The sequence below is a fragment of the Clostridia bacterium genome (assembly GCA_017620395.1).
In the GTDB taxonomy this organism is placed as follows: Bacteria; Bacillota; Clostridia; order Oscillospirales; family RGIG8002; genus RGIG8002.
Window position 1 is genome coordinate 70994 of record JAFZQJ010000006.1, and the last position, 13012, is coordinate 84005.

Annotated in this window: 13 protein-coding genes, 1 pseudogene and 1 riboswitch; of the genes and pseudogenes, 9 read left to right on the forward strand and 5 right to left on the reverse strand. The window is 58.8% G+C overall.

Features of this window, described 5'->3' with window-relative positions:
• Window positions 1-104: 104 nt before the first annotated feature.
• Window positions 105-512, reverse strand: coding sequence for a DUF2752 domain-containing protein (locus tag J5441_01170; GenBank protein MBO4933767.1), 408 nt, complete (start codon window positions 510-512; stop codon window positions 105-107).
• A gap of 81 nt (window positions 513-593) precedes the next feature.
• A riboswitch (TPP riboswitch) is annotated at window positions 594-691 on the forward strand.
• 75 nt (window positions 692-766) lie between these two features.
• Between J5441_01170 and J5441_01175 the strand changes: the two genes are divergently transcribed.
• Window positions 767-1612 (forward strand): energy-coupled thiamine transporter ThiT, encoded by an 846-nt coding sequence (locus J5441_01175; protein ID MBO4933768.1) that lies wholly within the window; start codon window positions 767-769, stop codon window positions 1610-1612.
• Between the two features lies 1 nt (window position 1613).
• The gene (locus J5441_01180) at window positions 1614-2228 is read left to right on the forward strand and encodes a thiamine diphosphokinase (GenBank protein ID MBO4933769.1); all 615 of its coding nucleotides are present in this window, start codon (window positions 1614-1616) and stop codon (window positions 2226-2228) included.
• Window positions 2229-2275: 47 nt separating this feature from the next.
• Here the strand turns inward: J5441_01180 and J5441_01185 are convergent, their stop codons facing one another.
• On the reverse strand, window positions 2276-3841 hold the full coding sequence (locus tag J5441_01185; protein MBO4933770.1) for a DUF2142 domain-containing protein: 1566 nt from the start codon (window positions 3839-3841) through the stop codon (window positions 2276-2278).
• Between the two features lie 205 nt (window positions 3842-4046).
• Between J5441_01185 and J5441_01190 the strand changes: the two genes are divergently transcribed.
• Window positions 4047-4442 carry a pyridoxamine 5'-phosphate oxidase family protein gene (locus J5441_01190; GenBank protein MBO4933771.1) on the forward strand — a complete coding sequence of 132 codons (396 nt, stop codon included), beginning with the start codon at window positions 4047-4049 and terminating at the stop codon, window positions 4440-4442.
• 60 nt (window positions 4443-4502) lie between these two features.
• Here the strand turns inward: J5441_01190 and J5441_01195 are convergent, their stop codons facing one another.
• Both J5441_01195 and J5441_01200 read right to left on the reverse strand, forming a co-directional pair.
• The gene (locus J5441_01195; protein ID MBO4933772.1) at window positions 4503-4853 is read right to left on the reverse strand and encodes a hypothetical protein; all 351 of its coding nucleotides are present in this window, start codon (window positions 4851-4853) and stop codon (window positions 4503-4505) included.
• Window positions 4854-5644: 791 nt separating this feature from the next.
• Window positions 5645-5755, reverse strand: a pseudogene (locus tag J5441_01200) (zinc-ribbon domain-containing protein).
• A 119-nt stretch (window positions 5756-5874) separates the two neighbouring features.
• Between J5441_01200 and J5441_01205 the strand changes: the two are divergent.
• A complete protein-coding gene (locus J5441_01205; GenBank protein ID MBO4933773.1) occupies window positions 5875-6603 on the forward strand; it encodes a DUF2461 domain-containing protein in 729 nt (242 codons plus the stop codon).
• A gap of 9 nt (window positions 6604-6612) precedes the next feature.
• The gene (locus J5441_01210; GenBank protein MBO4933774.1) at window positions 6613-7278 is read left to right on the forward strand and encodes a nitroreductase; all 666 of its coding nucleotides are present in this window, start codon (window positions 6613-6615) and stop codon (window positions 7276-7278) included.
• Window positions 7279-7331: 53 nt separating this feature from the next.
• Here the strand turns inward: J5441_01210 and recG are convergent, their stop codons facing one another.
• The gene (recG, locus tag J5441_01215) at window positions 7332-9359 is read right to left on the reverse strand and encodes an ATP-dependent DNA helicase RecG (GenBank protein MBO4933775.1); all 2028 of its coding nucleotides are present in this window, start codon (window positions 9357-9359) and stop codon (window positions 7332-7334) included.
• Between the two features lie 142 nt (window positions 9360-9501).
• On the opposite strand from recG, the gene fabG reads away from it, so the two are divergent.
• The 4 genes from fabG to J5441_01235 all read left to right on the forward strand — a co-directional run.
• Window positions 9502-10227, forward strand: coding sequence for a 3-oxoacyl-ACP reductase FabG (fabG, locus tag J5441_01220; GenBank protein MBO4933776.1), 726 nt, complete (start codon window positions 9502-9504; stop codon window positions 10225-10227).
• 89 nt (window positions 10228-10316) lie between these two features.
• Entirely contained in the window at window positions 10317-11681 is a 1365-nt protein-coding gene (gene rlmD / locus J5441_01225) for a 23S rRNA (uracil(1939)-C(5))-methyltransferase RlmD (GenBank protein ID MBO4933777.1), read from the forward strand.
• 62 nt (window positions 11682-11743) lie between these two features.
• Window positions 11744-12703 (forward strand): hypothetical protein, encoded by a 960-nt coding sequence (locus J5441_01230; GenBank protein ID MBO4933778.1) that lies wholly within the window; start codon window positions 11744-11746, stop codon window positions 12701-12703.
• Window positions 12704-12731: 28 nt separating this feature from the next.
• Window positions 12732-13012 (forward strand): GNAT family N-acetyltransferase (locus J5441_01235; protein ID MBO4933779.1); only part of this gene is annotated, 281 nt, incomplete at its 3' end.

Sequence of the window (13012 nt, forward strand, 5' to 3'; positions counted from 1 at the left end):
TGTAAAGGGTTTTTATCCACTCAAAAGGACACTTGATATATTTTATATGAAACCTTGCGGTTTGTCAACAAAAACTTTTTCAAAATTGCGATTTTTTTGCAGTTTCACGCCTTCGCGGCAAAAATCGAGGAATGAATCTCCGTATAAACGAAGCTTCCGGGCGTCAGCGCGCGTATAACGTATACCGCGAGCAGCGCGATCCCGAGCGCGGTGGCGACGGCGATCGCGGCGCGTTTTCCGCCGGGGAGTTTCCACGCTTTCCTGTGTATCAGATAAAGCAGCGGCAGCGGCAGAAAGAAGACCAGCGGATGATAATACCACGCTCCCGCGAAGTCGAGCTTCACAAGCGAAAACAGAGCCCTGCTCATCCCGCAGCCGGGGCAGGGAACGCCCGTAAGCCTGTGTATCGGGCAGCCTGTCAGAAAGAGCCACAGCGCGAAAAGAGCGCCCGCCGCGAGATGTAACAGCAGCGCGCGTATCAGCCGTTTGCGTTTTGAAACGTCCTTTTCCATGCGTGTATTATACCACGCCGCGGGTTCGCGGTCAATAGCACGATTTCGCTTGACAGGCGCGTAAAACGGTGATATAATACGGTCATTCGTCAGGGGCGTAGGCTCTTATGAGTCTGCTGAGATTGTACCCTTTGAACCTGTTGGCTCACACCATCGTAGGAAGACGAGACGGCGCGGATACGCGGCGTTCCTGCGGGAGCGCCGCTTTTCTTTTTTACCGTCCCTCCCCGCGAAACCACAAGGAGGAAAACAAAATGAACGAAAAAACAAACGCGCGCAAGCTGATCGAAGCTTCGCTTATGATCGCGATAGCAACTGCGCTGTCGCTGCTCAAGCTGCTGGAGCTGCCTTACGGCGGGAGCATAACGATGGCTTCGATGCTGCCGATAGTGATAATCGCCTGCCGCAACGGAGTCGGCTGGGGTCTCGCCGCCGGCGCCGTTTACGGAGGCGTACAGCAGCTGCTCGGTCTTAAGGTGCTGTCGTGGGTCACGTCGTGGTATTCGATACTCGCGGTGATAATCCTTGATTACGTCCTCGCCTTTGCGGTGATCGGCTTCGCCGGCGTTTTCAGGAAGCTCGAGAAGCAGAATACCGCGCTCGCGCTCGGAGCGCTTCTCGGATGCCTGCTGCGCTACGTCTGCCACGTTATATCCGGAGCGACCGTCTGGGCGGGACTCTCGATCCCGACTGCCGCGGCGCTGATCTATTCGTTCGCTTATAACGCGACCTATATGATCCCCGAAACCATCGTACTCGTCATCGCGGCGTATTACATCGGATCTCTGCTCGACTTCCGCTCCGTCGAACCGGTCAGGCTCGTGCGCGGCGAAAGCGGAAGCGTGAGCGGCAGGATCTACAAGCTCATCGGATGGCTGCTTATCGCGGGCGCCGTTGTTTTCGACGTCGTCAGCGTTTTCGGCAAGCTTCAGAACGCCGAGACGGGCGAGTTCGATTTTTCCGGTTTGTCGGCGCTGACGGGCGGAGAGATAACCGCCATGGCGTGCGTCACCGGCGGCGCCGTCGCCGCCGCCTGCGTGCTGTTCGTTATCGCGGCGAAGAAGAAAAAGGCGTCTGCGGTCGCGCGGCCGGAGGAATGATATGAAAACCTGCTTTATCGTCGGCGCGGGAAGCCTTGCGGAAGGCGACCTCGCGTTTGAGAAAGGCGCGGACGGCCTCGTTATCGCCGCGGACGCCGGATACGTTCCGCTCTTTGCCGCGGGTATCGTTCCGGACGTGATCGTCGGGGACTTCGACTCCGCCGCGAAGCCGGATTTCGACGGCGAGATCATCACGCTGCCGGTCGTCAAGGACGACACCGACGTCGGCTTCGCGCTGAAGGAGGGGCTGCGCCGCGGATACGAAAACTTCGTCGTTCTCGGCGGGCTCGGCGGGGAGCGCGTATCGCATTCGCTCGCGAATATCCAGCTGCTTTCCTACGTCCGTTCGCGCGGCGGCCGCGCCGTGCTAAAGCGCGGCGGAACGCGCGCTTTCATCATCGACGGCGCGTTTGAATTCGGCGCCGGCGAAACCGGCTCGATCTCGCTTTTCGCGCTCAGCGACGGCGCGGAAGTCAGTATCCGCGGCACGAAGTACGACGGCAAAAGCGTTTCGCTTTCGCGTTCGTTCCCGCTCGGCGTCAGCAACGCCTTCGCCGGAACGGGCGGGCGTATAGAGGTGCTTTCGGGCGAAGTCCTTGCCGTTACTGAACAATAAAAAAGTCTCCCGCACCGCGGGAGACTTTGCCGTTTTTTCGCTGCTTATCAAAATATCATTCCGAAATAGATAAACGGCATAAGCGTTCCGAAGAATATGCCCGCCCAGACGATATACCTACCGCTTTTTGCGGGCAGGGTGAAGCGCCTGAAGCGCAACGCTATAAGCAGGAGCGGCAGCAGCGGTATGAAGTACCTGCCGCACACGCCCTCGATAACGCCGGACGAGACGGGTGTCCACGTCAGCAGCATAGCCGCCATCACGGCGGCGGCGGAAACGATCCAAATCACGAGAGCGGAAATCCTGCTTTTGCCGGTGAGACTCCCGCGAGGCTCGTCTTCCGAAGGCAGTAAGGACGCGAAAAGCAGCGCGAGCGCCGGCAGCCAGACATAGAACGGCATCGCGAGCTGATGCCAGCCCGTATGCGAGCAGGTCATGGAGGCGAGATAGAAGCCGCCCTTCTTTGCTATCGTCCCGAAGAGCATCCCGAGGGACGCGAACGGATGCGCGAACACGTCAGAGAGTGAATAAAGCCGTCCGTCCGTCCATGTGCATTTTCCGCCGCCGAACGCGCTGAAGAGGCTGCCGCCCTGGATCAGCAGCAGCGCGGCCGCGCCGAGCAGTACCACGCCCACCTTAATCGCGGCCGAGACGCGCTTGTTTGCGTTGAGCTTGTCGGAAGGGATGATGAAAACGAGGAACAGTAGCGGGAAATATACGAGTTTCGACGGAGCGAGAAGCACCGCCCAGAGGGCGCAGAGAAGGATATCCTTAGCGCTTGCTTTTTCCGGCTTTTCGCGCATATAGAGCACCTGCGATACGAAGAGCAGCGCGAGCGCAATCACCGACGGATCGTACGAATACGACGCCGCGAGGTGTATCGCCATAGGCAGGGAAGCGATGATGAAAAACGCGGTCTTGCCGTAGGGAACGCGCTTGATCGCGAAGCGTACCGCGAGGATATACAGCGCGAGATTCGCGAGCCTGCCGATATAGAACGTGGGTACGGCTCCGAAGTGAAGCATACGGCCCAGGGATATCCCCAAAGCCGACGCTATGTACCCGAACGGCGCGGCGGAAACGAATTCCGCCGGAATGAAAGACGCGCCCGCGCCGGAAACGAAAAAATCACAGCCCTTCGCGACGCTCGCGTAGTATTCCGGCGAAAGCCTCGTGCTCCTCAGCGAGGCGAAAAGCTCGAGGTCGGCGTTCCTGATGAGCAGCCGCCCGTCGCCGAACTGGTCGAAATTCAGCGTCAAATAATTCGAAATACGGTAAGCGGATAAATAGTGAGCCGGCTCGTCCGGAACGGTGAACGGCAGGAATACGACCGTATAAACCAAACCGGCGGCGATCATGAAGACGGTGAAGATCCTTTCCGGCTTCATATCGCTTTTTGAGACGGCGAAGCGGAAGCAGACGAGTCCCCCGATCGCCAGGCAGGCAGCCGAAATATATATGACGGCAGTTGTTGTGGCAGGGATGCCGGCGCCGCTTCGCAGTATTCTGAAGAAAAACAAAAGCGCGGTCAGTGCGAAGAGCGCCAGCGCAGCCGCCGTCGCTATATTCTTTCCGTGCTTTCCGAGAGTTCCCCTTAGCTTTCCGCGTTCCATTCTGCGCTCCTTTATGCCGCCCCTCCGGTTCTGCGTCCGGCGGACGCGGAGAAGCGGTATTATGACGATATACGTGTATTATATCATTAAACGGCGAAAGCTTCAACATAAAAAATGAATTTGCAAACGATTGACTTTTTGCGGCGGCCGCACTATAATCAAAGCGTAAGACGGCGGACGCCGCAAAAGGAAAAGGAGAAATAATATGAGCAAGATAGGCGATTTTCTGAAAGCGACGGGAACGTTTTTCCTCGCGACCGAGGACGGAGACAGACCGCGCGTCCGTCCGCTCGGGCTCTTCATCGAAGAGGGCGGCAGGGTGATCTTCGGAGTCGGCAGCTTCAAGGAAGTGTATAAGCAGCTCTGCGCGAATCCGAACGTTGAGATCGTCGCCTGCAAGCAGGACGGCCACTGGCTCCGCTACAGCGGCAGAGCGGTTTTCGAGACCGACCCGAAGTATGAGGAGGCGGCGCTTGAGGCGGCTCCGAATCTGAAAAACGTATACAACGAATCGACCGGCCATCGCCTGATGATGTTCCATCTGGAGGACGCGACGGCCTTCGATATCCCCGTTATGGGCAAGGGCGAAAGCCTGCTCTGAAAAAACGCGGCAAAAAATCGGGAAGCAGATTTGCTTCCCGATTTTTTTCATGTTGCCGCGTCAGAAAATCTTTTTCAGAATCGCCGTCAGCGGGTTGAAAAGGTGGAGATGGAGCTGCAGTATGAGGAGCACGACGCCGACGATGACGATTTTGATAACCGTCGCTATCAGCGCGGCTTTCGCCCAGACGCGCATAGACTCGGTCTCTTTTTTGCCGAACGCCCACATGCACAGCAAAACGACGTAGATGATAATGCCCGCAAAGGGAATTATCGGTATGCAAAGGCGCCACAACCATCCGGTGACGGTCATTTCGCCGTCGGATACGGACTTGCCGTTCTCTTCGGGCGTTTCTTCGGCTTCCGCCGTTTCCTCTTCGGAGGAGATCAATTTTTCGTCGCGTTCTTCCATAAGGATCACTTGCGGGTGTATTCGGCGGAACTGCCGTTGGTATCGGTCAGCGTGAGGGTGTCGCCGTTGACCTCGAAGGTGTATTCAAGAGTAGTGTCGTAGCCCATGACCTCGTAGGTGATCGTGAGATGATCTCCGTCGACTTCATAAGTGCCGCTGAAGGTCATGCCGAGCGCGCCGATCTCGCAGTCGCCGTCGTCGAACTCATAGGAGGAGAGGCCGTATTCGTCCTCCCATCTGCCTTCGAGCTCGTCCTCGTCAAAGCCGGGGAGGTTGGGTCTGTCGCCGCTGTCGTTGCCGGAGGGCGCCGCGCCCTGACGCTTGAAGCTTACGGCCACGTCGTCATCGCCTTCGATGTAGAAGGTGAGCTTGTCGCCGTCGAGTTCATAGTTGTAGGTCATGGTCATGCCCTGGCGCGTCATGGTAATCTTGTCGCCGCTTAAGCTGTAGGTGAAGTCGTCGCCGTCGAGCGTGCCCTTGCCGCCGTCGAGGACCATTTGCTCACCATAGTTACTGAGCCACGTGCCGTCGAGCTTTCCGTTGCCTTTGAGGAAGCCGGGCCAGACGAAGAGCGCGATCGCCGCGAGTCCGAGCACGAGGATTATCGCGATAACGGCGATGAGACCCTTCTTGCTCTTCTTGGGCGTCTCGGAGAATCCGGTGTAGCCGGTCGGATACGGCTGCTGATACTGGGGCTGCTGGGGGTAGCCCTGGGGCTGCTGATACTGGGGCTGCTGAACGGGCGGCTGCGCGTAGACGGGTTGCTGGACCGGTTGCTGATAAACCGGCTCCTGAACGGGCTGTTCAACGGGCGCGGCCTGAACGATGGGGGTGCCGCAGCTCGTGCAGAACTTCGTGCCGTCGGGATTCTGTGCGCCGCAGTTGGTGCAGAAAGATGCCATAAAACAAAACTCCTTTCGGTTATATCTGTACTGATTAGAATGATATCATAGCGCGATATTTTTGTCAACATAAATATTGACGTGTTTCCGCATTGAAAAACGCGCGCGGATATGCTATAATGACCGTGCAGAGAGGTGAAACCATGCCGATAAGTCAGAAAAGTTTGGATTTCCTCGCGGAGAACCGCTTCCGCAACAGCAAAAAGTGGTACGACGAACACCGCGCGGAATATCTTGAATTCGTCGTCGAGCCGCTCGCGGCGATAGTCTGCGACCTTTCGGAAACGATGCGCGCGATCGACGACCGCATCGTCTGCCTGCCGAAGGTGGGCGGCAGCATATCCCGTCTGCGCCGCGACACGCGCTACTCGAACGACAAATCGCTCTACCGTCAGAACGTCTGGCTCTACTTCGGGCGCAAGGACGCGTCCCGCGTCGAGCACCCCGCGTTTTACGCGGATATCTCGCCGGACGGCTTCTCCTACGGCTGCGGTTACTACTGGGCGGGAGCCGACGTGTGCGCCGGGCTGCGCAGTCTGGTGCTCGCCGACGACCCGGCGTTCAAGGCGGCGGCGAAGGCGTTCGAGGGGCAGTCGGTCTTCTCCTTCGGGGGCGAGACGTATAAGAAGCCGCACTACCCGGACGAGCCGGAGCGCAAGCGCCTCTGGCTTGAGAAGCGCAACTACTTTTTCTACCGCGACTGCGGCAAAGACGTTATGTTTTCGCCCGATCTTTCGCGGATACTCGCGCACGATTTCCCGCTGCTCGCGCCGGTATATAAGCTGCTGCTGAAGGCGGAAACGCCGCGCGCCGAGGCGCATTCCGCGCGCCCCGAGTTCGAGTTTTAGGAGGAGCATATGGATATTCTCGAAATTATGGAACAGCGCCATTCCGTGCGCAAATATCTCGACAAACCGCTCACGGCGGAGCAGATCGAAACGCTCGAAGCGGAGATAAACGCCTGCAATTCCGAAGGCGGCCTGCGCATAGCGCTCGTGACGGACGAACCGAAGGCGCTCGGCGGCTTCAAGGGAAAGATCAGCAGCTTCCGCAACGCGGTCAACTATTTCGCGATGGTCGGCCCGGACGAAAAACTGCTTGACGAAAAGTGCGGCTGGTACGGCGAACGCCTTGTGCTGAAGGCGCAGGAGCTCGGGCTGAACACCTGCTGGATCGCCGGCTCCTACAGCGGCGGCTGCCGCGCTCTCGCGGGCGAAGGCGAACGCCTGAGCTGTATTATCAGCGTCGGCTTCGGCGAAACGCAGGGCGTTCCCCACAAAAACAAGCCTGAGGAGCCCCGCTTCGCCGTCGAGGGCGAGGAGCCGGAGTGGCTGGAGCGCGGCAAGCGCGCCGTCATGCTTGCGCCGACTGCGATAAATCAGCAGAAGTTCCGTTTCACGATCCGCGGCGGCAGCGCGACCGCCGAAGAGACCGGCGGCTTCTACTCAAATATAGACCTCGGCATCGTGAAATATCACTTCTTCGCCGCGACCGGCGTCGACTGCCGCAGGTGGAACGAATAAAAACGCGAAAAAAACGACCCCCGTATCCGCGGATACGGGGGTTTTCATTTTTATCACGGAGTTCGCGAGAACATCCGCTTGATCCAGGCGCGCAGCGGAGCGTTCTCCGGCTTCTTCAGCTGCGGGTCGTCCTCAAAGGTCTTTTTCGCGCAGGCGAGCGTGTCGTAAAAGACGTTCATATCGCGCTCGAGGTCGGCGATCTCAAACTCGGGCAGACCGTGCTGGCGTTTGCCGATGAGGTCGCCAGGGCCGCGCAGCTCGAGGTCCTTTTCGGCGATCTTGAAGCCGTCGGAGCTCTTCGCCATAAACTGCAGGCGCTCGGCGGCGGACTCCGCGTCCGAGATCAGCACGCAGTAGGAATCCCACCTGCCGCGCCCGATGCGCCCGCGCAGCTGATGAAGCTGCGAGAGGCCGTAGCGCTCGGCGTTTTCGATCACCATGACGTTGGCGTTCGGCACGTCCACGCCGACCTCGATAACGGTGGTGGAAATGAGTATCGAGATATTGCCGTCGGCAAACGCCTTCATCGTCGCGTCCTTCTCGCGCGGCGGCATCTTGCCGTAGACGAGCCCGACGGAATAGCCGCGGAAAACTCCCTGCGCGAGCTGCTCGTAATACTGCTTCGCGGAGGCGGCGTCCACCTCCTCGTTTTCCTCGACGAGCGGGCAGACGAGGTACGCCTGCCGCCCCTCGTCGACGTTCTTCTTGATGAAACTGAAAATGCGGGTGCGGTATGTGCCGTCCACGGCGTAGGTCGAGATCTTTCCGCGTCCGCGGGGGAGGGAATCGAGAACGGAGATGTCGAGGTCGCCGTACATTATCAGCGCGAGCGTGCGGGGGATCGGCGTCGCGGACATTATAAGAACGTGCGGCGAACGGCTCTTTTCCGCGAGCGCGGCGCGCTGGCGCACGCCGAAGCGGTGCTGTTCGTCGGTGATCGCGAGCCCGAGCGAACGGAAGACGGTGTCGTCGGTAATTACGGCGTGGGTGCTGACGAGCATATCGACGGAGCCCTCCGCGAGCCGCGCCTTTATATCGCGTTTCTTCGCGGCGGAAGTGCTTCCGGTCAGGAGCTCGACGGATACGCCGAGCGGCTCGAAGAAGCCGAGCAGCGTCCTGTAATGCTGGGCCGCGAGTATCTCGGTCGGCGCCATCAGCACCGACTGGTATCCGTTCCCGCGCGCGAAGTACATCGCCGCGGCGGCTACGGCGGTCTTGCCGCTGCCGACGTCGCCCTGAAGCAGGCGCTGCATCGGGCGGCTGCCCTGCATATCGGCGGTGATCTCCGCGACTGCGCGTTTCTGCGCGTCGGTCAGTTCAAAGGGGAGGGAGCGCGTGAAGGGGGTTATGTCGGTCTCGCCCATCGGCGTGCCGGTCAGCCCGCGGTTGCGCCCCTTGATGAGCTGCAGGCCGAGCTGGAAGAGGTATAGCTCCTCGAATACGAAGCGGCGTCGCGCGACCGAAACGTCGTTGTAATCTTTCGGGAAGTGTATGGCGCGGTAGCATTTCGCCGCGGGCGCGAGCCCGTTTTCCGCGCGTACGTCTGCGGGCAGGAGGTCTTCTATCCCGTCGCCGACGGCGTCGAGCACGTTCTTTACGCAGTTTGAAACTATGTTGTGCGTCAGCCCGCCGGTCAGCGAATAGAGCGCGCGCATCCCGCCCGCCTTTGCGACGGGCAGAACCTCCGGCGAGGACATACTGAGCGCGCCGCGGTCGAACTCGACCTTGCCTTTGAAGAGGAACTCCTTGCCGTATTCGAGCGACTCAGCGGTGTATTTGCGGTTAAAAATCGTTATTTTTATCCGTCCCGTGTCGTCGGCGGCGACGGCGGTGAAGACGGTCATATCCTTGCGGATATAGCGTCCCGCGGCGGGAACGACGACGCGGGCGCGGATGAGCGCCTCCTCGTTTTCGCGCAGGTCGCGAATGAACTTTATTTCGTTCAGATCCTCATAAGCGCGGGGAAAATGGCGCAGCAGGTCGAGCGCGGTGTTTATGCCGAGCTTCGCGAAAAGCTTCGCGCGGGCTTCTCCGACTCCGCGCACCTGCTTTATGGGCTTGTTCAGGTCGAAACGCTCCATACCGCGCCTCCCTTCGCGTTTTTTCAAGAAGATTATAACACAGGGCAAAATAAAAGTCACTATATAATTTTAGCAGATTGACAACTCTATTTCAGGATGCTATAATCAAAATGTATTATTAGGTAAAATGGGAGTGAGTATAATGTCGCTCAGCGGAAAAACCGCTTATATAACCGGCGCGTCGGGAGGTATAGGCGGCGAGATCGCGAAAAAATTGCACGCCGCCGGATGCCGCGTCGCGCTGTTTTGGCACAGCGACGAAGCGGCCGCCGCGCTCGCGGAAACGCTCGGCGAAGGCGCCGCCGCGTTCCGCTGCGACGTCGCGGACTTCGCCTCCGTCGACTCCGCGTTTGCGGAAGCGGAAGCGGCGCTCGGCGCCGCGGATATCCTCGTCAACAACGCCGGAGTCGCGCTTTTCGGACTGCTCCAGGACTGCGCGGACGCGGACTTCGACCGCGTCGTCGGCGTGAATCTGAAGGGCGTTTTCAACTGCTGCAAGCGCGCGCTGCCCGCGATGATCTCCGCCAAAAGCGGCGCGATAGTCAATATCTCGTCGATGTGGGGAGTCGCCGGCGCGTCATGCGAGGCGGTCTACTCGGCGTCGAAGGCGGGGGTCGTCGGGTTGACGAAGGCGCTCGCCAAGGAGGTCGGCCCGAGCGGCATAACGGTCAACTGCGTCGCCCCCGGCGTCATAGATACGAAGATGAACGCGCGTCTTACCGCGGAAACGAAGGCGTCTCTCGCCGCGGAAACTCCGCTCGGCCGCATCGGAACTCCGGCTGACGTCGCGGACGCGGTCGCGTTCCTCGCGGACGCCGCCTTCATAACGGGGCAGACGCTCGGCGTCGACGGCGGATTCATTCTGTGAAACGTGCGGAGACTGCTCCGCATTCATGATAAACCATCAAACTTTTAAGGAGGGGTGCGTGCCGGAGTATCCTCCGCGCACGGCATACTATGCTCGAAAAGAACGATCTCATCGAATTGACGGTAGAAGGCGTAACGTCGGACGGCAGCGGGGTAGCCCGCGCCGACGGCATCGCCGTGTTCCTCCCGCTCGCCCTGCCGGGCGACAAGGTCGAAGCCCGCATCGTGAAGACCGCGAAAAACTGCATATACGGAAAGGTGGAGCGCGTTATCACGCCCTCGCCCGACCGCGTCGAGCCGGACTGTCCGGTCTTCGGCAAGTGCGGCGGCTGCGCCTACCGCGACGCGGAATACGCCGCGGAGCTGCGCTATAAGAAGGATAAGATGACCGCCGCGCTCCGCCGCATCGGAGGCATAGATATCGAGGTGCCGGACGTCATCGGCTGCGCCGGGTCCGACCGCTACAGAAACAAGCTTATGCTGCCCGTCGGCGTCGACTTCGACGGCTACCCGCGTTGCGGCTTCTACGCCAAACGGAGCCACCGTATCGTGCCGAGCGACGACTGCGCGCTGCATCCCGAGGTTTTCATGCGGATAGCGCATTTCACCTTTGACTATCTTATCGCGAAGGGCGTCACGGCGTACGATGAAACTGTCGGCAGGGGACAGCTCCGACATATCTATATCCGCCAGGCGCCGACGAGCGGAGAGATAATGCTCTGCGTAGTGATCAACGGCGACAAGCTCGACTGCGGCGCGCAGTTCGCCGCCGAAGTCACGGAGCGCTTCCCGGAGATCAAGTCGGTCGTTATGAATATCAACCGCGCTGACGGCAACATAATCCTCGGCGCGAAGTGCGTCACCCTCGCGGGCTCGGACTATATAAACGGCACCCTTCGCGGAGTGAATATCCGCATATCGCCGCTCTCCTTCTGTCAGGTCAACTCCGCGCAGACGGTGAAGCTTTACGACGTCGCCGAGGAGTTCGCGGAGCTGACTCCGGAAACGCGCCTGCTCGATCTCTACTGCGGAGCCGGACTGATAGGCCTTTCCATGGCGAACAAGGTCAAGGAACTGATAGGCGTCGAGATAATACCCGACGCCATCGAGGACGCGAAGGTGAACGCCGCCGCGAGCGGCATAACGAACGCGGAGTTCCTCTGCGGCGACGCGCCGGTAGCGGCCGAGAAGCTGCGCTGCGCGGGCAGGGAGCCGGACGTCGTCATCCTCGATCCGCCGCGCGCGGGATGCGCGCCGGCGCTGGTCTATTCGGTCGCGGATATGAAGCCGGAGCGGGTAGTATATATCTCCTGCGACGTCGCCACTCAGGCGCGCGACCTGAAACTTTTCGCCGAGCGCGGCTACAAGACCGTCAAGGCGCAGGGCGTGGATATGTTCCCGCGCACCGCGCATGTCGAGACCGTCGCGCTGCTGACGAGAAGGGACGCGAACTAACGCTTTTTAAAAAAGCATAACGGTATATCGCAAGAGCGTCAAACTCTAACAGGGGGATTGTAATGAAACGAACGATCGCGGCATTGTCGGTTGCTTGTATATTGTTTAGCGTTTTGGGTGGTTGCGGATCGCAGCCTTCAATCGAATATGACGCCAAAGAACAGAGGATTTACGTAACGGGAACAAATGACTACGCGGCGATTTCGTTTCCGGATGAGATAAAAGACGCGCGGTCGGTGGACGTTGAAGGCGACGGGTTTAAGTTCCACGCCTATCTCGTCTTATTGCGGCAGTTGGGCGTGGACGAACAGACGGAATTGCCCGGCCTTATCGACAGGACGGCGAAAAGCCTCCGCTTTATCCGGCAGTATCTGAGCGAAAACGCAGGCGCCGCGTATCCGTCCGAACTCGCGGAGCTTCCGGTCGTGATCAGGATCGATAATCTGTATGAGTATCAGACGGATGAGGATAAGATCACGCTTAAGTATAACGAAATCGGAACACACAGAGAGTTTCTGTATCTGCTCGCCCTGATGAACTGCAAAGCCGTCGGTTGGGAGCATCTCGGTTACGCGTGGTACGTCGGCACCTGTATCGATCCGTATACCGAAGTTATCGATCAGTGGCCGCTCATTCCGGAACTCCCTTATTATTCGCTGTGCATAGCCGCAGGCGCAGATCCGGCGAATATGACTGCCGCGGATTATCGCACGGTCTATGACGCCTGCGCACGGGTCTGCTTTGAAAAAGGCCTGACACACTGGGGCAGTTACTGTGAGAGTCTGCCTGTTACAAAAGAACCCGACTTTACGAGATTCAAAGACAAAGAATCGGGAGATACCCTGCTGACGGCGTTCACGGCGGCGTCTTTCCTCGCCTGGCTGGAAGATACATACGGATTTGAACAGATCAGTCTGTTCTGCTTCGGACAGAAGACGTTTGAAGAGGCGTTCGGTAAGAACTTCAGCGTCGCATACAAAGAGTGGCGCACGTGGATAACGGAGAACTATCCCGCCGACTGACAGAACGGGATTTACGGAGGTAAACATTATGATACATCTTGAAAAGCTTACCTATGAGAACTTTGACGACGTCTTTGAACTCAAGGTAAAAGAGGTTCAATACCCCTTTGTGGCGAGCAACTGTTACAGCGTTGCCGAAGCGTATGTTACCATGATGTGCGGCGGGCATGTATTTCCTTTCGCAATCTACAATGACAAACGGCTTGTCGGCTTCATCCAGATAGGCTACGGTGAGAACGCGGATCAGGACGGAGTGAGCGTCGAAAAAGACAATTACGAGATCTGGCGTTTTATGATCGACAAGCGTTA